Consider the following 23624-nt stretch of genomic DNA (forward strand, 5'->3'; position numbering starts at 1 on the left):
TCCTATTTTATCTTAAATTCATCCGCAAAGGTCAGATTCAGACCCTCAATCAGTTTATTACATTCATCAATTGCTCGTTCATCAAGCAGATCAACGGGTACATGAGCGTCATAGCCATAGACACACTGCACCGAATATTGGGCAATAATCTCCCAAAAAGGCCGATAAGGATACGGATAAGCGTCACCTTGTGCATAAGGCTTCTTGCCGCTCTTTCTTCCTTTCAGATTCACTTCCAGCAAAACATCACATTCAACCGCGCATTGGGCAATCTGATGAGCCGCTTCCTCACAAGCCTTGGAAAAACTGCGGCGGCCAAGCATGAAGTAATCCGGATGCGCCAAACAGCTGACTAAACCGCTGCGCATTGCCTTACAGACAAGATCAGTATAATCTCTGACATCCTCATCCCGGCATAAATAATCAAAACCAAAACCATCAACATATTTGCAATGCTGACCAACAATCATATAATCACAGCGTTCACGCATGTCTTTAAGAAAATCAACCTCACTATCATAATACTCGATTTCAAAACCAACTTTAATATCAATTTTGTCACGATACTTTTCTTTCAGATGATAAATCGAAGTCAGATAATCATTAGTATCCCGATAAAGCATGCGGTCTGTCGGTATATCAAACCATGTATAACCGATATGTTCACTAAAGCCAAGCTGTTTAAAACCTGCATCAATAGCGGCCAAAACATATTGTTCATCATCGCCGTAGGCATGTCCGCAGCGCTTGGTGTGGGTATGCATATTAAAATCCTGTTTACTTTTCATATTCCACCTGCCAATCCCCTTTATTATACACTGATTAACGAACAATTTATAGTATTAGCATCAGATATTGCACGATCTGTCTAAAATTCAGTATCACCGCAAGAATCACTAAAATCAATGCAAACAGACTCAGCTCAATACATTTATCTTTCATCAGAAACCTCTTTTCAAGATATACTATGCTGATTATTAACATTGAGTTAAAATTGTGTTACAGTTTTGTCACTTCCGTTTTCTTTTTGTTAATGACGTGTTATAGTATGCATGTGAAACAATCATTAAACTTTTTCATGAACTATATTTGTCCCTACCTACCTAAAACTCAACGAAAGCAATTGTTTCACAGCCCTCAAGAATTGTCCTCCTAGTCAAAAGACAATTCTTTTTTTCTGTTTAAAATGAAAAGACCCGCTGACATATTGTGACAGCGGGTTTTGCTTTTACTAGTTATTTAATTTCGATTAATTCATAGCTGCGGGTGCCGAGACCGATTTTCTGCGCGTGCTCCAAACAAACTTCCCAATTTGTATCCGGGTGCGTGCCGGTAAACGGATCATGGTGATCACAGTGGTGTTCCCGGTTTTTAGCAAGCTGAGAACCTGGAATAACCGGTGCCTTTTGACACATATCAGCACATGCCTGATCGATAGCGACAGGATCAAAAGACGCAAACATACCGACATCACCGATGATTGGCAAATCGTTTTCAGAGTGACAGTCGCAGCATGGTGATACGTCAACGACTAATGAGATATGAAACTGCGGGCGGTTCTGAACAACAGCCAGCGAATATTCCGCAATCTTTTTATTCAGCAGATCATTGGCCGAACCATTGGTAGGGTGGATAGCATCATGATTGCAGGCACCGATGCAGCGGCCGCAGCCAACACACTTGGTATGATCGATAACGGCCTTGCGTTCAACAAATGAAATAGCGCCATGCGCACAGTTTTTATAACACTGACCGCAGCTGACACACATTTCCTGATTAACCATCGGCTTGCCGCTATAATGCATTTCCATCTTACCGGCCCTTGAACCGCAGCCCATGCCGATATTTTTCAGACAGCCGCCAAAACCAGTTGATTCATGACCCTTAAAATGTGTCAGCGTAATGAAAATATCAGCGTCCATAACAGCACGGCCAATTTTTGCTGATGTCACATATTCGCCATTAACCGGCACATCAATATCATCAGTGCCTTTCAAGCCATCAGCGATAATGACATGACAGTTTGTCGCAAAAGGATTGAAGCCATTTTCATAAGCCGTATCCAAATGATCAATCGCATTCTTACGGCGGCCTACATAAAGTGTATTGCAGTCAGTAAGAAAAGCGCTGCCGCCATTCTTTTTAATTAAATCAACTAAAACTTTCGCATAATTAGGTCTTAAATAAGACAGATTTCCCGGTTCACCAAAATGTATTTTAATCGCCGTAAATTTATCTTTGAAATCAATTGTTTCAATACCTGCCGTTTTGATTAGCTTTTCCAGCTTTTGAAGCAGATTGCAGTCAGCCGTTGCGGTAAAGTCACAATAGTAAACTTTAGCTTTATCCATAATTCATACCTCCCATTTATACGCCTATTATACTTTTTTTGTGTTTAAAGTACAATTGGTGAGTTGTGATAGTTGAGATAAATGAATAACGATGTTTTGAACTTTACTCATTCGCCGGATTTACATGGATCATGATATGTTTAATTTCAGGATAGTTATGTTCTACATCCTTGTGTATATGCTCAGCGACCTCATGAGCCTCACGGAGTGATTTATTGCCATCAACAGATATTTCTAAATCAATATAAACCTTGTTGCCAAACATCCGTGAATGAAGCATATCGACGGATAGTACAGATTCCTTTTCAGCAATAAAGCTAGTCAGCTGCTCTTCATAATCTTCACCGCAGGAAGTGTCCAGCATTTTGATCAGCGCGTCTTTTGAAATATCGTAAGCAACCTTTAAAATGAATAAACAGATGACAACACTTGCGATTGAGTCCATGACGGGGTAGCCTAACATCGCACCGGCTATGCCGATCAATGAGCCGATAGAGGAAAGCGCGTCTGAACGGTGATGCCATGCGTCTGCCATGAATGCGGATGAATGAATGATTCGCGCATAATGTCTTGTATACCAAAACATTGCTTCCTTTCCTATTATGGAAAATACGGCAGCGGCAAGAGCGATGGCTTTGGGTACGGCTAACGCATCATATTGATTGGCAATGATATTTTCTATTCCAACCTTGCCAACCCCAAGTCCGGTAGCCATTAATACCAGTCCTAGGATTAATGACGCGACACATTCTAAGCGCTCATGACCATAAGGATGTGAGTCGTCAGCGGCTTTCTTGGAAACCTTGACACCGATCCACGCGATTAAAGTTGTTAAAACATCGGAGAAAGAGTGGATGGCATCGGAAATCATAGCTCCTGAGTTGCCTGCGATGCCCGCGAACATTTTAAAACCGGATAATGCGGTGTTGCCAATTAAACTTACCATTGACAGTTTGCGAATAATTACCGCTTCATTCTTGTCAGCGGTGCTGATTGCCATTTCACATGGCGTTTTGTTTTCTGTTGTCATAAAAGAGTCCTCCTAATTTCGTCATAAATGTACGAAAATGTCTTATCTCTTATGGCACTTCATTGAGAATGAATTCCGCAAATGGTTAAAAAAAACATCTGTGGAACATACAACTGTCCCACAGATGCTAAGTTAACATCTGTTGCCGCCTCAGCAGCCCGGCCCCATGACCTAAAAGGTTCATCGCCTGCTCAGTTTGTACTGTTGATCTCGCATTCAATAGAATGTAATGCAGTGCAAAGAGTTAACTGTGTTATAACATATTATATGAGGGGTGTCAAGGAAGTGTGAGGCTGAAAGCAACAATTTTGAAATGCAATTAATAACATTATTTAGGCACAAATACATTTTACTAGAAACATTAATTATAAAATACAATTAATAAAAATCAACTTGAATATATTAACAAGTGTAATTCAATCAAATTTATGACTTAGCATAATAATTAATTAGGTCATATATGAATTTGAAAAATTGAGTATGATTACAAAATTAATTAGATACAAATACATTTTATTAGAATCACTATTAAATACATTGATAAGGAATCGGCAGAAATGTCTAAGCACAAATACATTTTACTAGAATCATTATTAACTCATAATACCTATGTTTTTAATCTAGGTTTAAGCACTAATATATTTTACTAGAATTTCTATTAAATGGCAATCATGAACAATTTCCAAGTAAATTTTGCACAAATACATTTTACTAGAATCACTATTGCGCACTGGCGATGTTGTTGAGATAATAGAGTCTAAGCACAAATACATTTTACTAGAATCACTATTTAAGACAATAAGTATTTCCCTCAATTACTCGTCTAAGCACAAATACATTTTACTAGAATCACTATTGATGTAACTATGCTTGTTACAAGCAATGAGTCTAAGCACAAATACATTTTACTAGAATCACTATTACTGAACCTATAAGTAGTGTACCATGTATAGTCTAAGCACAAATACATTTTACTAGAATCACTATTTTGAACTCCCCTGTTTCAGTTGGTGATCTGTCTAAGCACAAATACATTTTACCAGAATCACTATTTTAAATGGGTAAAGAAAAAGCGCAATCCAAGTCTAAGCACAAATACATTTTACTAGAATCACTATTTCGGCTTGGGACCGAGAGAGTACAGGTTCAGTCTAAGCACAAATACATTTTACTAGAATCACTATTTATTGGGAAGTTATATTGCTTTAAACATGAGTCTAAGCACAAATACATCTTACTAGAATCACTATTCAGTTCTGAACCGCCTCATGTAATTTTTACGTCTAAGCACAAATACATTTTACTAGAATCACTATTAATGGATCGACAAAAGTGACGAAATCCTAAGTCTAAGCACAAATACATTTTACTAGAATCACTATTGCGGAGGATTTGCGCGAACTGAACGAAATGTCTAAGCACAAATACATTTTACTAGAATCACTATTTAAAGCCCCGAACATCAATATCCATATTGTCTAAGCACAAATACATTTTACTAGAATCACTATTGCCACCGGTGATACTTGTGATGACCGTTACGTCTAAGCACAAATACATTTTACTAGAATCACTATTGAGAATTTGTAATACAAGAGTTATTAAATGTCTAAGCACAAATACATTTTACTAGAATCACTATTAGATGGCAAGATTTTACTATATTTCCTACGTATTTCACCGGCTTTTCTTTCATTCATCATGTAATATTTTCTGCAATTTTACCGTTTTCCAATTATATCACATCATCTATGTTATATTTCTCAAAAAAATAATTTATAAAATCAGCTCGTTCAGATAATAATTCATTGTATTTAAGAAACGTATGCTGTTTTTCTAGAACTTTAATAATATTATGATATTCATTACGATCTAAAAAATCTTTATACAAAATCTTCTTTTCACAGTTCTCAATAATTTCATTATTAAAAATGCAATCAATTTTATAATCTGTTACAAATAAATGAGAAATCAAATTTTTTGTATAATAATAAAATTCTGCATCATTAAGGAATAATACAACATACACTTTTCCATTCCTCATCATCTTATCCAAAATATATAATTGTTGTGATAAATCTAATCCCTGTTTGAAATCTCGAATAATTAGAAAGCTATCCCTTTTAACATTTAAGAAATGAAGTATCAACAAAAGTTGCATTTCCCTGGATATTGAATCGTTAATCTCTTCCTTATCAACTAAATGAAACAAGTTTTGAAATATATTCTCTAAATTATCCATTTTAAATTCAGGGGAAACTAGTCCTGGGTAATCTTCTAACAAAAATTTATATTTGCTTTGAACTACCAATTGTATATCACATAAGCATTCTGCTAATTGAGCTAATAACATATCTTTATACTCATATTCTTGAATTATTGCTTTAAGAAATTTTAAATTATAACTTTTTGATGTTAGTTTTAAATCATCCAATATGGTAGTCCCATTATAATCAATGACCTCGTATTCTTTTTTCTTGATAAGCGTATTATTAAATTGAAATTCTTTAGTTCCGCCAGATAATCCATCAACTATGATATCAGCTAAATCATTCATATACTTACAGTTGACATTAAAACATAGTATTTTATCAAAATTTAATTCATAATACTGCTCATTATAATAAAAACTGAGTTTATTCATTCTATCACCAATGTAAATTTTTTATCTACTTCTCTTCCTGTAGGAATAGCTGTCCCTACTATTAATAGCATATCTTCAAATTGTTTCTCCGTAATGGATAATATTCTGACATTCCCTGTATCCGGCGAATTAGATTTTACTCTCTGTATATGTTTATCTGCATCTGCTTGGTTTCGGCAAAATCTAGTATAAACAGAAAACTGCATCATAATAAAGCCATCATCCATCAGAAACTTTCTAAATTTTGTATAAACCCTTTTATCACGTTTACTTACCATCGGAAGATCAAAAGCAACCATTAATCGCATGTATTTATAACTCGATTGAATCATCTTCTTGATTTTCATCTATGGTAAGTTCAGGTAAACACAATAATGAGGAATCATCATTTTCTAAACATTTTATATAACTTTTCACAGTTTCTTCGATGGCAAACTGAAGATTATAAAATTTTTTATTCATTTTCACTTTAAATTGAAGAAGTTCAATTAATTCTTTTCGGATAGCTATAGGAAGCGGATAATCTAACTCATTCAAATGCTTATAAACATAAAGGTCAACAACAGGGCGATAAGGTTCCACAAAATCATAACTGAGGTTGAAGCTATTATTCATTGACTCATGATGAATGCCAATATTAGTATTAAAACCATACATTGTCAGGACACGAGTAACTTGTCCAGCAACAATGCTATATCCATAATTCAAAGCAGCATTCACAGCATCCTCTGATTTTCTTTTACGACTAAATACATTTCCGTACATTGCTTCAAAAAATATTTTAGCAGCTATCGCCTCTCTATTTGTTTTATCACCTGACTGCAAATCTTTAATACATTGTTTCAATTTAACTGATGCATCTTCATTCTTAACAGTACTGTCAACAACTGCTTTTTGATTCGAAATTTTATAATGAATCAAGCGATTCCATAATTGAGAATTAAAAGGCTTTTTAACACCTAACTGATCATAAAATACTTTCAATTGTTTATAATGCATATTCATCGGTAATGTTTGTGTTATTGGTAAATGTTTTTCATCACAAATGATTAAAGTTATATAATAATCAGACAGTGCCGCTAACAATGCTGCAGTGATTACAGTTTGATGATCTTCTAAAAGAAGAGATGCGATATCCTCCAAAGGAATCGCAATCTCTTCACTTTCTTTTTTTATAATTAAACTATGATGCCTAAGCGATAACTTTTCAGCTTTGCGTATATAGATTTGACGATAGCTCATAAATGTACCTTGCCTAAAATATCTACATTAATTGGCTGAATAGATTTTATTGTTGATACTGTTATTATTAATCGTGATTTAGATTTAGTTTGTAAACCTGAAGCTAAAATATCATAATCATCACCTAAAATACTGGTTATTTCAAACATTCCTGCACTAAATCCATTAACTTTACATAGTCCCTTAGCACCATTTCGCAATTCCAGCAAAATGATTTGATTCTTGTATAATTTCACATAAGGAATATAGCCTTCTCTTGCTAATTCACTATATTTGATTTTTCGATTATTTTTCGATTGTCCCCACCAAATAAGCACCTCAGGGTCATTTTTAAAATTCATCACTCGATAGCGATCCATGCCTATAAAATATAGCTTATCAGAATCTTCACGTCTAAACACATGCGTTTGGATTACATTCTCCTTTTCTACATATTGTTTTTTCTCTTCATGCAGCAATATTTCTTCCTTTGGACTATCATAATCTAATTTTACTTTCTTAATTGGATTACCATTACTATTTTTAGGCAATTCCTTGTGTGAATTATAAGCTTCCTCACCATTTGCATATCCGCTTAACCATGATTTAACAGCCTCATACACTGCCTTTTGAGTCCCCTCTTTATCATAAATTTTATCAAGCTGTTTATAATCAAATTTCTTATCAGTTACAGCCATTCGATTTGTTAAAACAACTGTGTTTTCTGTTTTAGGCTTCGGCGCAACACCATAAATAGTAGCTTTATGTAACCGCCCATTTACCTTTTTAGTATATTGGTGAGAAATAATCACTGGCTTACATTGATTTACCTGAGCCGCGTTATAATTTGCCAGACACATGAGGCCACGCTTCATTGTAGCCTCATCACGCTCATAAAGTCTTAATTTAATTTCATCCCTAAAACTATCATATGGCATTGGGAAATGACGAGGATCACTATTCTTTGTTAAATCATAAAGCTGGCCATAGTCAGCCACCGTCCTATTGATTATTTGCGTTGATATTTCACCCGTTGCCGGATCTACTACGGAAACTTTAAATTTCCTCATTGTAGATGAATTTTGTCTCAGATTCTGCTCATGAATTTCTACTCGTCTACGCAAGGAGTCTGTGGCACACGCAATAATTGCAGCATCCAACGCATGATGAAGATGATTTTTACGATTTTTTTGATCTCTTTGTTTCTCCAGCTTCACAACTTCTTCCTTCAGCTTTTTAATCTCTTTATTATTTTTTTCTTCTGTAATATAAATTGACAGTAAATCATATTTTTTCTTCAATTCTTCATCAAATTCATCATGCAGTATATAACTTGGATTTTGATAGGAATGTGTCAAATTTTTTAATCCCCAAACTCCCTTTAATTTATCCGTTATCTGCCCCGTAAAGCTTTTAACTTTGATGGAAGGAAAACAATACTTTAAAATCTCACAAATAACCTTAGTGGCATATCTTGTATCATTCAAAGCTCTTGCACTGAACTCTTCTTGTAAATCATCCGGTATTTTCTTTAATAAATATATCTCTTGTTTTTTAGGATCATTAATCGTACGCAGTACCCATGCTTCATATTTTGCGTATCCTGAATCTCTGCCAAATACTTCATAAGGTATATTATTCGCTTTTTCCAAATTTCTTTCTTTGCGAACTAATGTTTTATTAGCAAAAGTATCATTAAAACTAATTGAATATGGCATAATATGATCGATTTCATATTCACGGGTGAATAATGTTTTTTCATTAATTTTCGCAGCCATTTCATCATTTGTTAAAGCGAGCGTATAAGGATCAATGCCGCCTTGCTCAATAAATAGTTTATACTTAACTAAATCATCATGACTAATTTTCGCCATAGAAGTAAACTGATCAGAATACTTATTAAATATCTGCATTTTCAAACTAGTGTTAGTCACTTGATTTGATAATTGCATATCCATTAATTGTTTGCGCTCGGTATCATTTTTAGTTAATTCACGGGCAACTTCAACATGAATAGCTACTGGTTTACCATAACGTGCAAAAATAGCATTAATCACCATTTTTGTTTGTTGTAAAGTTGCGATTACAGACCGATTTGTAACTGTCTTATCCAACTCTTCAAAAACCTCTTTCAGCGGCGGCAGCTCTTCATAATCAGTATCATTTTTATGCGCTTGTGAATGGTCAAGATTTAATGCTGCCATTGCCTGAGCATAATCCATTCCTTCATTAATCATCAATGGTAAAAGCTGATAAAGCATATTGAAGGAAAGCTTACCAAATTCTTTAAAACTTCCTTCATCAAGTTTCAGAATGGCCGCTTTAAATAATTGATCTTGATTTTTTAAAAGCTCATCTTCTTCTATTCCTTTGCGAATTTCATCATCTGATTTATAACGTGATAATAGATTAGCCAAAGCATCTAAAACCTTCACTTCGACATTTTCATAACCTAATTTTTTTAACTGAGATTTCAGGATCTTAGTATTTTTCATTTCATAGACAGAAATGTTATTCTTAGCTTCATTCTTTAATTCTTCTAATGTTTTATCTTTATTTTTTTCTTCTTTGGATTTACTGACAATTTTCATAAAATCTTTCTTAGTCAATAAAAGACCTGGAAAATTGACTTGATGTCCGATCACCTTTTGAATATTCTTATATTTAATTTCTTTTCCAGAGACAGCTTCCTCAAGTAGTTTCTTAATTTGCTCATTATTTAAACGATTCTTAATTCGACTGCCTTCTTCATAAAAGGTGATATTGCGCAATTTCTGAATCATAATATATAGCTCATAGCTATAAGATGTAATAGGCGCTCGATCCTGTTTGTCAAATTTACAGATACCAATCATTTTAGATAAAGGATCATGATAAGGTCCCCATTCTGGTCCTTCTGAAAAAGATAATTGTTTAGTTAAAATAGTCAAATAATCATTTTTGAATTGATCGCTGATTACGTTCATCTCAATCTGTTTATTCAGTAATAATTCAGCTTCCTTAACAATCATTTCTCTTGTGATACCTATCTTATATTCTCCGCTTGTATTCTTAATTTTATCTTTAAATTTAGGATCATTAACTATATATTCAGAAATCGTCCATTGATTGTTTATTAATTCATTCTCTGTTGTTTGAATTGAATAAAGTAGCTTTTGATCCTCAGAAGCTGAAGCCGTACTATTTGTGGAATGCTCATCCTTTACTTTACGATTTGATTTAAAACCGCGATATTTTGAATAATGCACTAGACAAATCAAAAGTTCCTCAATCGTTAATTTATTATTTAACCCTTTTACTTTTAATAAATAGGGATTGTCATACTTACAAGCTTCTTTCTCAAAAAATAGATTCATTTCATCTTTTGTAAAGTAATTATTAGATATAAATAAATTTTTGGTTTTCTGAATTCTTGCTTTTCTTCTGCGCAGCAGACGGCGTAATCCACGTGCATTTCGGCGATCTTCCATAGAACCATTTTCCGCGCTAAAAATCCTGCTGCCCAAATCTATGATCCTAATTGGTTCATTCTCATTATTCACTGCCATGCAACTCCATCCAATAGAGCCAACACCTAAATCAATACCCAGTATATATTTCTCTTTCATTTACTTTACCTCCCTATTTTTGTGTAAGACAAATATAAAAATAGTTTTACAGCACATTACTAAATACTAGATGTTATTTTATCCAACACCTCTTTTTGTGCAGAGCCCAAATTTAACTGCATAACTTATTAAGTTAATTTTAACACAAACGAATATTATGTCAAAGCTTAATTCATAATACTTATATAAATTTAAAATGGTAAGTTAAATTCCACTTCTGACTTCCTAAAGTTAAAATCACTCTTTCACAGAATTCTAGTTGATTTTACATTTTCAAAAAGTACAGGAGCTCCTTACTGATTGATCCTTTTTATATAAAATAAAAGCTGAACAATAAAACACCGCTCAGCATTCACAGCATCTTCTAGAACCAAGATGGTTAATAAACGTTTTAGCTATGGACTGCAGAGGTATTACCTAATCAGGTTACCCTCATTTATCGAAGTAGTTTTCATGGCTAAACAAAGCAGCAAGAAGTCTTTATAATAGTAATCATTATATATTGCTTATATTACTAGATTTTTATGTTTTTTAGGTTATATATATCATAATAGTTACTTCATAAATCAAAAAAAACACTCATACCTTCATATTGACTTTTCTTATAATTTCATTTATCATAAAGACAGTCAAGGGACGCCTTGAACTAAGCACAAATACATTTTGCAAGACTCATTATCAGAGTCACCCCTTCACGGGGGACTGCAGAGAAATACCTGATAGGAAACTGTCAGGTATTTTTCTTTTTCCCAAAAAAATCCTTTACATTTTCAAAAACGCTCTTATAATAATGGAAAAAGAAACGAGGTACTTTTATGCTGACTGATATGAAGATACAAACTGAAGCGCTTGCCGATGAAATGATGGAGCTTGTTAAGGATCTCTATGATCACCCTGAAATCGGCAACGAAGAATTCCGCTCAATGGGTGTCCTGTGTGATAAATGCCGGTTGCTTGGCTTTGAAGTCAGTGAAGGCTATGTGGTGCCGACTGGCTGGATTGCTAAATATGATTCAAAAAAACCCGGGCCAACCATCGCTTATCTATGCGAATTTGACGCGCTACCAGAAGTCGGTCACGGCTGCGGCCATAACTTGATTGCCGGTATTGGAATTACCGCCGGTGCCGCCTTAAAGTCAAAAATTGATGAACTCGGCGGTCAGATCTGGATCATCGGCACCCCGGCAGAAGAAAACTTCGGCGGCAAAGTTTCGATGGCTGAAGCCGGTGTCTTTGACAATGTCGATGTCGCGATGATGCTGCATCCCAGTGATGAGAATGGCTTAGGCGGCAGAACCAATGCAATCTATCCATTAAAATTTGAATTCTTTGGCAAAAATGCCCATGGCTGTCATCCGCGAGATGGCAAAAGCGCCCTCGATGCCGCTGTCTTATCCTATGTAAATATCAATTTCATGCGGCAATTCGCACCTGCCAATTCATTCATCCACGGCATTATCCGCAACGGCGGTGAGGCAGCCAATGTCATTCCTGCCTATGCTTCTCTTGAATACTACTTCCGTGCTGCTACCATGAAAGAAGCGAAAGCTATGGGCGAACAGGCCATCCAATGTGTTGAGGGCGCCTGTAAAGCCTGCGGCACAACCTATGAAACATCCGTCTATGAATGTCCGTATGAAGACAATGTCATCAACTACACACTGGCTGATTGCCTCAAAGATAAATATAGTGAATTAGGTTTAGAAGCCACGCCGGTTGATGAGGTACCAGGCGGTTCAAGCGATATCGGCAGTGTCAGTTACCGCTGCCCAGCCCTGCATGGCTATATCAAAATCTGCGGACAGGAAGCTGCCGGTCACTCAAAAGAAAGAGCCGACGCGACGATTTCACCAATGGGCAGAGCTGCCTTAATCAACGGAGCTGCCGCCCTTGCATCAATTGGTGAAGACTGCATCAGTCAGCCTGATCTACTGGCAAAAATCAAAGCTGAATTCAAAGCCAGCATTCAATAATGTTCTCTAAATGCGTTATTCTTTCATAAAACCCTCTTTTTCCTGAAAATTTTCATCTTTTTATCATTTACCTCTTGACATTTCAAATTTTTGTAGCTATTATTGATTCAACATCAATGAAAAAGAGTAGTAGTTTCCAGCGGCACTTGCAGAGAGTCATGGTTTGGTGAAACATGACAGGTCAAAAGAAATGAACGAGCTTTGGAGATGTTGCCGTATGAAAGTAAGGCAACTGTTTCCCGCATTAAGGGCAGAGGTGGTCAGCAAATGCTGACAAGTAGAGTGGTACCGCGAATAACATCGTCTCTTCATTATGAAGAGGCGTTTTTTTATTACAAGGGGTGAAGAAAATGAAACAGCTTTCTTCTCATAAGTTTCAAAAACGACGATGATGTTTTTGAAACAGAGAAAAATGTAGACTAATAAAAGCATAAAATACTTATAAAATATAAGAAAGAAAGAGGAAAAAAACAATGAAAAAACTAGTAAAAATTACAGCTGCCATGCTGATGACATGCGCGCTAATCACAGGATGTTCTTCAAAACCAACTGATAACAATGATCCGCAGACTGCTGCTACATGGGAAGATCAATTAGGCAAAAAAGGCGTTATCGCAATCGGTATCTCTCCTGACTATCCGCCTTATGAATCATTAGATGCCAGCGGCAACATGGAAGGCTTTGATATCGACATGGTAGCTGAACTGCAGAAATATTTCGGTAGTGAAGATGCTCCTTATGAAATTGAATGGGTACAGATGTCATTTGATACAATTATCTCTTCTGTTCAAACAGGTCAAGTTGACTTAGGGGTAGCCGGCTTTACTTATGATCCAGACCGTGATGTATTATTCTCTGAACCATACATGGAAAGCGGTCAGGTTGCCTTAGTAAATCCTGATTCTGATATTAAAACAGTAGATGATCTGAAAAACAAAAAAATTGGTGCTCAGCTAGGTGCAACAGCTGAAAAAGCGGCTAACTCAATCGAAGGCGCAGATGTTCAGGCCGTAAGCAGTGTTAATGTATTGATTGAATCATTAAAGAGCAACGCATTAGATGCAGTTGTCGTAGATATTCCGGTTGCGAAAGGTTATGTAGAGAATGCAGGCTTTGTTATGCTGGATGAAGTGCTGATCGATGAAAGTACATCAATCATCGCTGCTAAAGGCAATGATGAGCTGATTGCTAAAGTTAATGAAGCAGTTAAAGCATTTAAAGCCAGTGATGCTTACAATGAATTAAAAGAAAAATGGGGTATGAATTAATTACCCCTTTCTTATGGAGGATAAGACATGGATATAGAGCTGATATTTCAAAATGCAGATAAGATACTCTCCCCGGAGAATCTGTTATTTATTCTAAAGGGTGCCGGTATCTCATTAGTTATCGCTACCATCGCCCTTCTCTTTGGTACTATTTTCGGGATTCTCGGCGCGGCCGGCAAGATTTCTAAGAACCCGATTTTAAGAACCTTATCAACAATTTATGTAAATCTGTTCCGCGGCACGCCAATGCTGCTTCAGATTTTGTTTTTCTATCTGGGTTTCCCGCTGCTGTTTCGTGCTATTACCGGTGAAGTGCTGAGAGCACAGGCTTATGTTGTCGCTATCGCCGCCATCAGCTTAAACAGTGGTGCCTATTCCACCGAATTGATTCGTTCTGGTATTATGGCCATTGACAAAGGTCAATGGGAAGCCAGTAAGACATTAGGTTTATCTTATATGCAGATGATGCGTTTCATCATTCTGCCGCAGGCATTCAAACAAATTATTCCGCCAATGGTCAGTGAGTATATTACATTGATCAAGGATTCATCGCTCGCCAGTGTTATCGGTGCCGTTGAGCTTCTGCAAAGCGCTCAGATTATCGGTGCTAAATATTACAACTATCTGATTCCCCTGCTGGCAGTCAGCGTTGTGTATCTGATTATGACTTCAATTATTGCCTTTATCGCAATGCATCTTGAAAGGAGGATGGCGGTCAGTGATTAAATTAAATCATATTTCAAAATCCTTCGGTACCGTAGATGCGGTTAAGGATGTATCATTAGAAATTAAACAGGGTGAGATCGTCTGTCTGATTGGTCCAAGCGGCAGCGGTAAAAGTACCGTCCTGCGCTGTATTGACGGTTTAGAGATCCCTGACAGCGGAACAGTAGAAATCTTTGATGAAGTGATTGATTTTAATAATGAAGCTTCCATTAAACAGGCCCGCAGCCGGATGGGCTTTGTATTCCAGCATTTCAACCTGTTTCCGCATATGAGTGTCCTTGACAATTTAACGCTTTCGCCGATTCAAGTCTTAGGCATGGATAAAGAAAGTGCTGAAAAACAGGCAGTGGCTCTTTTAAAGCGGGTTGGCCTTGAAGATAAAAAGGATGCCTATCCAAAACAGCTCTCCGGCGGTCAGAAGCAGCGTGTCGCAATTGCCCGCTCATTAGCCATGAATCCGGAAATGATGCTGTTTGATGAACCGACCAGTGCCCTTGATCCGGAAATGGTTGTAGAGGTATTAGAGGTTATGAAGGAACTTGCGAAGGATGGTATGACCATGGCTGTAGTAACTCACGAAATGGGCTTTGCGAAAGAAATCGCCAACCGGGTAATCTTCCTTGAGGATGGACAAATCATTGAAGAAAAAGACCCGCAGACCTTCTTCACAAATCCTGAAACTGATCGCGCAAAGGAATTCTTAAGTAAGATTATTCACTAGAATAATCTTTTTTAAATAAATGGAGACACCAATGAAACTAGAAAATTTTAAAGTAGAAACTTGGATGAATGAACATGAAAATGACTGTATTTATAATCTTACAGAGAGCTGTTTTACACCGCTGACGATGCGTGAGCTGTTAGATCTCTGTGAAGTGCGTGAAGCCTTTATGGAGGATTTGCTGGAAGTGCGGTTAGATTATGGGCCAATCGCCGGCTCAAATGAATTGCGCCAAGAAATTGCCTCGCTTTATAAAAACTGTTCGCCGGATCAGATTGCTATTGCGCAAGGTGCTATTAATGCTAATGCCATGGCGCTCTATGAATTAATTGAAAAAGGCGATCATATCATTGCCTTTACCCCGCTCTATCAGCAGCTTTTATCCCTGCCCTTATCCATCGGTGCTGAAATTACCTGTATTCCCTGTCTTGAAGAGGCAAATTGGGAGCCGGATATCAGTAAGCTGAAAGCAGCACTAAAGCCCAACACCAAGGTGCTCTGTCTGAATAATCCATGCAACCCTACCGGTTATCTGTATACGGATGAGCAGATGCAGGCGATTGCGCAGTTTGCCCGCCAGCATGATTTATGGCTTTTTGTCGATGAGGTTTACCGCGGTTTGAATCAGCATGATGACAGCTTTGGTTCCTCTTTCTTTGATTTCTATGATAAGTGTATTGTCAGCGGCGGCTTGTCTAAAACCTTTGCCCTGCCGGGTCTTCGCATGGGCTGGCTGGCAGCGCCTCAGTCTTTTATCGATAAAATAACGATACGCCGTGATTACCACATTATCTCATTGCCGAAGATTAATGATACACTCTCAATTCTGGCATTAAAAAACAAAGACAAGATTTTAAAACGCAATCGACTGATCAGCCTGCAGAATCGAAAAACAATTCAGCGCTGGGCAGCTGAAGAGCCTCATATCGATGTTGTATTTACTGACAGCACAACACTGTTTATCCGTTATGATATGGATATTCCCAGTGATGAACTAGCACTTCGCCTGCAGAAAGAAACCGGCGTTTTCTTTGTCCCGGGCACTTGCTTTGATATTGATCATCACCTGCGCCTTGGCGGCGGCATTGAGCCTAAGCAGCTCGCTGAGGGTTTAGCTGTTTTTTCTAAATGGCTGCGTCAATTTGACAAGGAGGAAAACAAATGAATTACACAGACTTAATTACTTTTTACGGAACTAAGGATATTGAAGCGACCACTGCTTTTTATCAAGATCTGCTGGGTTTAAGACTGGCAAGTGATCAAGGCAAATGCCGTATTTTTGAAGTTGCCCCGCACGCGCTGGCAGCCTTTTGTGAGCATCTCGATGTGACTCACAGTCTTAAAAGTCCGATGCTGACCTTTGTCCTTGATGACATTGACGGCTGTTTTGCCAAATTAAAAGATCACTGCGAGGTAGTTGAACCGCCTAAACGCAATGATCAGTTTAATCTTTATCATTTCTTTATCCTCGATAACAATGGCTATACATTGGAATTCCAAAAATTCCTTGATCCTGACTGGAATCAGCTCAGGGCTGCAGACTCTCAATAAACCAGCGGTTGCGTTCATAAAACAGAATCCGTTCATGACCGGCAATCTGACATGTAAAGCGCAGACCGCTGCCGCCCACCGGTGATGCTGCCCAGCGGATATCAACAACCCGTTCAATCGGATACCGTTTGATTTCATCCCACTGAATAGCCAGCGGTTTGACTTCACCATGCTTATCCACCATAGTAATTACATCAACATATTTTTTATACATAGCAATCACCATTATAAGAAGCTGACTGGAAAAATAATATGATCCGCCTTTGGATTAAAATTAGTCAGCTCATCATCCAGCAACATTGAACAGCGTTTAATCTTCGTGAACCCATAGCGGCTGCGTATCGCATCCACGGTTTCATCAAGTACACGCTGTTTTATTTTGCCATGATCTGTAAAAAAAGAGAGCTGTTCCACCGCTGCTGGCTTCTGCAGATCACTCATCGTCAAAGAAATACTTCTAAGCGGTAAAATAAAGCTGTAATGCTCACGGGTAAGCTGCATCGCCATGGCTAAAATCTCATCGGCAAGACACGTCGGTTCAGCAAGCTTGCGCTGACGGCTCAAACCATGCAGCTCATTATCCCGCAGACCAATCGTAACCACCTGACCTTCTACCCCCATATCACGTAGTCTTGAAGCCACCGATTCGGCAAGTACCCGAAATACCAATTCGACATCCTTTAGACTGCGCATGTCCCGAATCGAGGTGATGCCATTGCCTACCGATTTAGCTTCATCCTGATAACCGGTAAAAGCCACGCTTTTATCATCGATGCCGTTGGCAAATTCATGAATCATCACCCCAACCTTCCCCATCCGGCTCTCTATCAGATCGGCTCGAAATACTGCCAGATCACCAATTGTTTTAATGCCAAATTCATTCAGCTTCCGCTTTGTTGCCCGGCCGATATAAATCAGTTCCTCCACCGGCAGCGGCCAGACCAGCTGCTGATAGTTTTCCTCATCAATTACAACCAAACCATCCGGTTTTATCATATCAGAACCCAGCTTTGCGAAAACCTTATTAAAACTGACACCCACAGAAATCGTTAAACCCAGCTGTTCATAAACCTTTTTCTTGATTTCCCGCGCAATCGCTTCACCGCTGCCATAAATCTTTGAGGATGCGCTGACATCAATCCACGCTTCATCAAGACCAAAGCTTTCCACCCGATCTGTATATTCCCGATAGATGTCCTTCACCTTTTCACTATAATAAAGATAATCATCATAATTAGGCGGAATAACCACTAGCTGCGGACATTTCGCATAGGCCTCACGAAGTGATTCACCCGTTTTGATATGGTATTCCTTTGCCAGATCATTCTTCGCCAGAATAATGCCGTGACGGGTTGTCTCATGACCGCCAACAGCCATCGGCACCTTACGCAGTTCCGGTACCTTCATTTCTTCAATCTGCGCGTAACAATGATTAATATCACAATGCAGAACGACTCGTCTGTTATCCACAGTATCACCTCATCTGCACTTATTATAGTCTCAAAAGTCTCATTTTTCAATAATTATGAGACGATATCCAGCTATTTCCAGAATTATGAGTGTTTAATACTTGTAAATAGTGATACTTTTTGATACGATATGAATACAGGAGGAACAGTATGAAAGCGGAAATACTCAGACAAAGAAAAGAACAGCTGGGATTGACTGTCGAAGACCTGATGCGGGAGGTTGGTGTATCCAGAGCCACGCTGTTTCGCTGGATGGCAGGCACAACAACACGGATTCCCGCCAGTAAGCTGGAAAAACTGGCAGCTGTCTTACAAACCAGCGTTGATCATCTGAGAGGTATGGATGAAACAAGCATCATGAAACCTATTCTCGGTACCGTCAAGGCAGGCTATGACTTATTTGCGGAAGAAAATATCCTCGGATATGAAGAGGTCAGTGAAAAAGAAAGTCAGCTGGGTGATTATTATCTAAGGGTTCAGGGTGATTCAATGACCGGCTCAAGAATCTATGATAATGATTTATTGTATATTAAAGCCTGTGATTATGTGGAAAGCGGTCAGATTGCCATCGTAATCATCGCTCATCAGGAAGTTACGGTGAAGAAAGTCATTTGGAAGCAGGATATGATGATTCTTGAAGCTACCAATCCAAATTACGAAAACCGTTATTATACAAAGGAAGAAGTCAATGAGCTGCCGGTACAGATTATCGGCCGGGTCATTTTCAATAAAATCAGCTTTTAGAAAAAGTCAGCATGTACCTAACATACATCCTGACTTATTTTTACTTATTCCAGCGGTTCCTTAGCCGCTTTTTTTCCTTTTTCATCATAATCGTCCAAAAAATTATAACTCATCTTATCATCATGATAGCCGATAATCGTTTGGAGATTCACATTATGCACACTCTTAAAAATATTATATTCAATATAAGGATTCACCGTTCGGAAATGACTGATCAGCTTCTTCATTTCCTGGCGTTTGGAATTCTCGCCATTCGTGCGCTCACTTTCTTCCGTAAACCGGCATGCGCATTGAATAAACTGCAGTTCATTATGCGCGCACCATGCCTTAATATCACTTTCTCTGACTAAGTAAAGCGGCCGGATCAATTCCATGCCCGCAAAGTTATCACTGTGCAGCTTCGGCATCATCGTCTGAATCTGGGCGCCATACAGCATCCCCATCAAAATCGTTTCAATTACATCATCATAGTGATGGCCCAAGGCAATCTTATTACAGCCCAGTGACTGCGCATAGGCATAAAGATGTCCCCGCCGCATTCTGGCACATAAGTAACAGGGTGACTGACCTTGTGTTACTACATAATCAAAGATTTCCGCTTTAAAAATCTGAATCGGAATATTCAAAAACTCAGCATTCTCTCTGATTTGCTTCAGATTAGCCTCATTATAACCCGGATCCATGACAATATATTCCGCAGTAAACGGTATCTGACTGTGACGAATCAATTCCTGAATACATTTAGCCAGCAGCATACTGTCCTTACCGCCAGAAATACACACAGCGATTTTATCATTAGCTTTAATTAGCTCATAATCTTTAATGCCTTTAATAAACCTTGACCAGATACCTTTCCGATAGGTTTTAATAATACTTCTTTCTGCTTCCTGACAACTTCTCATACACTTACCTCTCAACTTATTAAGTCTACATAATTCATGAGCGGTTGTCAATTTTAAAGTGATGCGAGCCTTTCTTCTATTTTACCCTTCAAGGCATCGGCAGCCTGCTGATTGGCTAATTGCTGACGATATAGCTGCTGCAGCAAAGCATCCACCTCATCAATTGATGTATCAACGACATCCTGCATGCGGCTCACTTGATTCTGTACATGCCAATCCATAAACAGATTATCAAAGAGATAATCACCAATTACTGAAAAAGAGTCCATCTCTAAATCAGAGGCTGATGCCAGTTTAACATCGTTTAATTCCTTATTAAAATGACGGATATCACTTTCCAGCGACTGCAGACTTGCCTGTGCTTCACTGATTCGTTCATGCTTAATTGCTGTCGCGATCATCCCGCCGCCAACCATGTCATAGATTCCCCAGCCAGCTGCCGAGGAAAGCTTTTCACGGGCATCCTTAAGACGGCTCAGCACAAGATCACCGGCATCCATCGCCTCATTGATCTCCCGCTGACGCAGAGTAATATCCTCAAGCTCACGTTCCATCGAGTGAATGGCTGGATCATCAATTAAGCTCTTTTTCAGATTCAGCAGTTCATTATATTCGGCCTCCGCCTTTTCCAGCTCACGCAGCTTTTGGTTCAGTGCATCTAATTGAAACTGCAGCACACTGATTTCATTTTCCTGCTTCTTCACTGCTCTTAATGCCGCCAAGGCTTCCTCTTCTTCTTTTTCAAGCCGCTCCTCTTTACGCTGCGTCAAGGTTGCGAACAAATTTGCCATCGACAAAGAGTTCAGCTTCGCAACATCCCGATCTTCTTTCTCAAGCTGATCACACAGCATCTCATAAACCCGATGCGCTTCATCCAATTTCAGCACTAATTCATTTCTTTCTTCGCACAACCGCTGATAATGCTCCATGCGAAACTTCGCATCCGCTAACTTTTCATTTATTTCCAACATCGTCATACACCCCTTTTTATGATATCTTTTAGACTTAAAACTGCATTTTAAGCCAACCAAGGCAAGCATCTTCAGCCTAGCTGACGACCTCTTTGATTGGTATAATCATACCATGTCATTCATTATTTTTGAATTACAATAATGTAAGGCAGTCTTCACAATCAAAAGAAAAAACGGCCGCAGCCGTTTAATCAGTATCAATATTCGCAGTTCCAAACTCAATGCCGACTGTCATCGACACAGAACCGCTGTTAACCGAGGACGCTTTCTCAAAATGATCCTTATTGAGGTAAATATCCGCCATATCAGGATTAAAATCAAAACGGAAATCCTGCACGTCCTGATTCAGCTTAAGATCAATGTCTCCATAGCTGCTGTACAGACTGCCCGTTTTAAGAATCTCACCCCGATAATCTAACGAACCGAAATGATTCGTATAATCAAAAGATTCACCCACAGCTTTACGAAGATCCACTTCACTGTATTCACCATTAAAGATAAAATCCTTAAGCTGAATATTTTCAGCTGTCAATGTAGTAAATGAGCTGTTGCTTGTCATTTTATCGGCCATCAGCCCCTCTATATCAAGCGTCGTATAATCAAAATCAAAGCTGCCGCTGCCTAATGTAATATTACGCATTGTACCATCAGAAAAAGAATAATTTAGCTTATAGTCCTGCCATGCACAATCCTTTAGCTTAAAATCAGCATAACTTAGATTCAGCTGTATCTTGTCACCATTCAGATCACTCGCTTCTAAATCACCAAATTCAGTAAAAATCATTAGCTCCTTAAACTGACTGTCAGCCGGATATGTTATTTCTATTTTATTACTCTTATTCGCATTCCAATTCACCGTATTAGGCATTGTATCAATCACAGACACATGCAAGGTATCCTCTTTGACACTGAATTCCGGTTTCCATTTAGCACCATAAAATTCTGTATGAATTTCAAAGGTTTTGCCGCTTTTCAGTATTACATCACTGAAGCCGCTGTCGATATCAATATTTGTAAAATCATCCAGCAACTCCATTTTTTCAATTTTTTCATAATTGTAATTGGTTCTTGCCGGTGGGACAATACGTGAACAGCCGCTCAGCAGCAAAACCAACACAAGTCCTAACTTTTTCATATTCACTCCTATTCCTGCAGTGCAATCTCAACACATCGATCGATTCCCTGCATCAGATCCTTATAGTTAACCTCAACATCGATATCCGGATAAAGTGAATCCAATTCATATCCTGGTACCATTTCAAAATATTCCTGACAATAAATAACAAAATAAGGAAAGTAATTCAAATAAAATTGATCAGTCTCCCCATAACCATTTACATTCCCGCCGGTTGGTGTACCAATCAAAACAGAATCATAATTATATTTCAGCTGTACCGCATTCATGATGCCGCTGGAGTATGTCTGTTCAGCAATTAAAGTAATAAGCTTCAAATCATTATCCTGACAATAACGATTAATCATCATCAGCAATGGTTCTATCACCAGTGAATTACCGCCGGTATTATAACGTAGATCAAGAATCAGCTTCTTGCAGTGCTGCTCATTCATCGTCTTTTCCACATCGGAAGCAAACTGGCTCATGGAGTAATTTGATATTTCTTCACATGAATTATATTGAACATAATATGTCTGATCCGCCAGCATGAAGCCTGTGTAGAACTTAGGCTGCCGGTAAGTTGCCGTCTTTGGCAGCTGAACTGTCTCCAGCCGGCCGACAAGCAAGGGGCCAGTTTCCGAATGCAAGGTGATCTCACTGATTTCATCATCCTTTTTTACAGTCAGCGTCAATGCCTTGTTATCTTCAAGGATTCCCATGTTTACTAAGGCATCCGCATTAACCAACAGTGAAGGCATCTGTTCATTAAGCCATGATTCATTTTCATAGCTGATAAGTTCTTTTGCCTTCGCTTTGACATCGGCCATTTCTACACCGTTAAGCGCTACAATCTCAGCACCCAAATAATCGGCATATTCACCATCAATCCCGTTCAATATCCAGCCGTCATGATAATAATGCAGTGAATAAGGCAACATTTGAAACGGGAATGTCCCGGTATAATTCAAATTAAGCGTCGTATGCGCTACCCCGATTGAAGCGATTATCCGCCGCAGTTCAAAATAGTAATCAACCTCACTTAAATCATTCAGCTTATCGGCAGCTGCCTGCTGCAAAGCGTAAAACTCTTTTTTAGAAATACAGTCATACAGCCCATATTGCCGGCCTTCCAGCTGTTTGCACATAAATGTCAGGTCATAAAACATCTTTTTCGCAAGATCCGTATAATCATCACGCATCTTCACTTCATAAACTTCATCGTCTTCCTGTTCTTTTACCTCTGCCTCTTTCTGAAACGGAATCACGGCACATGCAGAAAGCATCGTCAATGTCAGAACGGCCGCAGCAACCTTAATGAAGCCATCCAT

Annotated in this window: 20 protein-coding genes, 1 riboswitch and 1 other annotated feature; of the genes, 7 read left to right on the plus strand and 13 right to left on the minus strand. The window is 38.3% G+C overall.

The annotated features are described in order from the left end of the window. Positions 1-2: 2 nt before the first annotated feature. The 7 genes from DAHG_RS08015 to cas9 all read right to left on the minus strand — a co-directional run bounded on the left by DAHG_RS08015 (position 3) and on the right by cas9 (position 10854). Positions 3-788: a histidinol-phosphatase gene (locus DAHG_RS08015; RefSeq protein ID WP_022937825.1), complete on the minus strand. Its 786-nt coding sequence runs from the start codon at positions 786-788 to the stop codon at positions 3-5. Between the two features lie 447 nt (positions 789-1235). Then, positions 1236-2351 (minus strand): DUF362 domain-containing protein, encoded by a 1116-nt coding sequence (locus tag DAHG_RS08025; RefSeq protein ID WP_022937827.1) that lies wholly within the window; start codon positions 2349-2351, stop codon positions 1236-1238. A gap of 103 nt (positions 2352-2454) precedes the next feature. Then, positions 2455-3381 (minus strand): cation diffusion facilitator family transporter, encoded by a 927-nt coding sequence (locus tag DAHG_RS08030; protein ID WP_022937828.1) that lies wholly within the window; start codon positions 3379-3381, stop codon positions 2455-2457. 111 nt (positions 3382-3492) lie between these two features. Continuing rightward, positions 3493-3586: riboswitch (NiCo riboswitch) on the minus strand. A gap of 1530 nt (positions 3587-5116) precedes the next feature. Then, positions 5117-6025 (minus strand): hypothetical protein, encoded by a 909-nt coding sequence (locus DAHG_RS08035; protein WP_022937829.1) that lies wholly within the window; start codon positions 6023-6025, stop codon positions 5117-5119. Further along, positions 6022-6333, minus strand: a complete 312-nt coding sequence (cas2, locus tag DAHG_RS08040; protein WP_026880887.1) for a CRISPR-associated endonuclease Cas2 — start codon at positions 6331-6333, stop codon at positions 6022-6024. The genes DAHG_RS08035 and cas2 overlap by 4 nt, the downstream gene beginning before the upstream one ends. A gap of 4 nt (positions 6334-6337) precedes the next feature. Continuing rightward, entirely contained in the window at positions 6338-7267 is a 930-nt protein-coding gene (gene cas1 / locus DAHG_RS08045; RefSeq protein WP_022937831.1) for a type II CRISPR-associated endonuclease Cas1, read from the minus strand. Further along, positions 7264-10854 carry a type II CRISPR RNA-guided endonuclease Cas9 gene (gene cas9 / locus DAHG_RS08050; RefSeq protein WP_022937832.1) on the minus strand — a complete coding sequence of 1197 codons (3591 nt, stop codon included), beginning with the start codon at positions 10852-10854 and terminating at the stop codon, positions 7264-7266. Before cas9 ends, cas1 begins: the two co-directional genes overlap by 4 nt. An 815-nt stretch (positions 10855-11669) precedes the next feature. On the opposite strand from cas9, the gene DAHG_RS08055 reads away from it, so the two are divergent. The 6 genes from DAHG_RS08055 to DAHG_RS08080 all read left to right on the plus strand — a co-directional run bounded on the left by DAHG_RS08055 (position 11670) and on the right by DAHG_RS08080 (position 17093). Next, a complete protein-coding gene (locus DAHG_RS08055) occupies positions 11670-12827 on the plus strand; it encodes a M20 family metallopeptidase (RefSeq protein ID WP_022937833.1) in 1158 nt (385 codons plus the stop codon). Positions 12828-12934: 107 nt separating this feature from the next. Continuing rightward, positions 12935-13138, plus strand: a binding site (T-box leader). Between the two features lie 162 nt (positions 13139-13300). After that, positions 13301-14095 (plus strand): transporter substrate-binding domain-containing protein, encoded by a 795-nt coding sequence (locus DAHG_RS08060; RefSeq protein ID WP_022937834.1) that lies wholly within the window; start codon positions 13301-13303, stop codon positions 14093-14095. Between the two features lie 27 nt (positions 14096-14122). After that, positions 14123-14821 (plus strand): amino acid ABC transporter permease, encoded by a 699-nt coding sequence (locus tag DAHG_RS08065; protein ID WP_022937835.1) that lies wholly within the window; start codon positions 14123-14125, stop codon positions 14819-14821. Continuing rightward, positions 14814-15542 carry an amino acid ABC transporter ATP-binding protein gene (locus DAHG_RS08070; RefSeq protein WP_022937836.1) on the plus strand — a complete coding sequence of 243 codons (729 nt, stop codon included), beginning with the start codon at positions 14814-14816 and terminating at the stop codon, positions 15540-15542. Before DAHG_RS08065 ends, DAHG_RS08070 begins: the two co-directional genes overlap by 8 nt. Positions 15543-15573: 31 nt before the next feature. Beyond that, complete coding sequence (locus DAHG_RS08075) at positions 15574-16707, plus strand: aminotransferase class I/II-fold pyridoxal phosphate-dependent enzyme (protein ID WP_022937837.1); 1134 nt, start codon at positions 15574-15576, stop codon at positions 16705-16707. Next, positions 16704-17093, plus strand: coding sequence for a VOC family protein (locus DAHG_RS08080; protein WP_022937838.1), 390 nt, complete (start codon positions 16704-16706; stop codon positions 17091-17093). Before DAHG_RS08075 ends, DAHG_RS08080 begins: the two co-directional genes overlap by 4 nt. Here the strand turns inward: DAHG_RS08080 and DAHG_RS08085 are convergent. Next, positions 17071-17307, minus strand: coding sequence for a hypothetical protein (locus DAHG_RS08085; protein ID WP_235696035.1), 237 nt, complete (start codon positions 17305-17307; stop codon positions 17071-17073). The two genes, DAHG_RS08080 and DAHG_RS08085, sit on opposite strands and share 23 nt — an antisense overlap. A gap of 11 nt (positions 17308-17318) precedes the next feature. After that, positions 17319-18563 carry a DNA polymerase IV gene (dinB, locus tag DAHG_RS08090; RefSeq protein WP_022937840.1) on the minus strand — a complete coding sequence of 415 codons (1245 nt, stop codon included), beginning with the start codon at positions 18561-18563 and terminating at the stop codon, positions 17319-17321. 149 nt (positions 18564-18712) lie between these two features. On the opposite strand from dinB, the gene DAHG_RS08095 reads away from it, so the two are divergent. Next, complete coding sequence (locus tag DAHG_RS08095; RefSeq protein WP_022937841.1) at positions 18713-19306, plus strand: LexA family protein; 594 nt, start codon at positions 18713-18715, stop codon at positions 19304-19306. Positions 19307-19350: 44 nt separating this feature from the next. Here the strand turns inward: DAHG_RS08095 and DAHG_RS08100 are convergent, their stop codons facing one another. The 4 genes from DAHG_RS08100 to DAHG_RS08115 form a co-directional block, all read right to left on the minus strand. Beyond that, a complete protein-coding gene (locus tag DAHG_RS08100) occupies positions 19351-20208 on the minus strand; it encodes a tRNA lysidine(34) synthetase (protein WP_022937842.1) in 858 nt (285 codons plus the stop codon). A 53-nt stretch (positions 20209-20261) separates the two neighbouring features. Continuing rightward, positions 20262-21179 carry a hypothetical protein gene (locus DAHG_RS08105; protein ID WP_146211897.1) on the minus strand — a complete coding sequence of 306 codons (918 nt, stop codon included), beginning with the start codon at positions 21177-21179 and terminating at the stop codon, positions 20262-20264. 187 nt (positions 21180-21366) lie between these two features. Beyond that, the gene (locus tag DAHG_RS08110) at positions 21367-22314 is read right to left on the minus strand and encodes a DUF4097 family beta strand repeat-containing protein (protein WP_022937844.1); all 948 of its coding nucleotides are present in this window, start codon (positions 22312-22314) and stop codon (positions 21367-21369) included. 8 nt (positions 22315-22322) lie between these two features. Continuing rightward, positions 22323-23624, minus strand: a complete 1302-nt coding sequence (locus DAHG_RS08115) for a S41 family peptidase (protein WP_022937845.1) — start codon at positions 23622-23624, stop codon at positions 22323-22325.

Source organism: Dielma fastidiosa (genome assembly GCF_000313565.1).
GTDB lineage: Bacteria > Bacillota_I > Bacilli_A > Erysipelotrichales > Erysipelotrichaceae > Dielma > Dielma fastidiosa.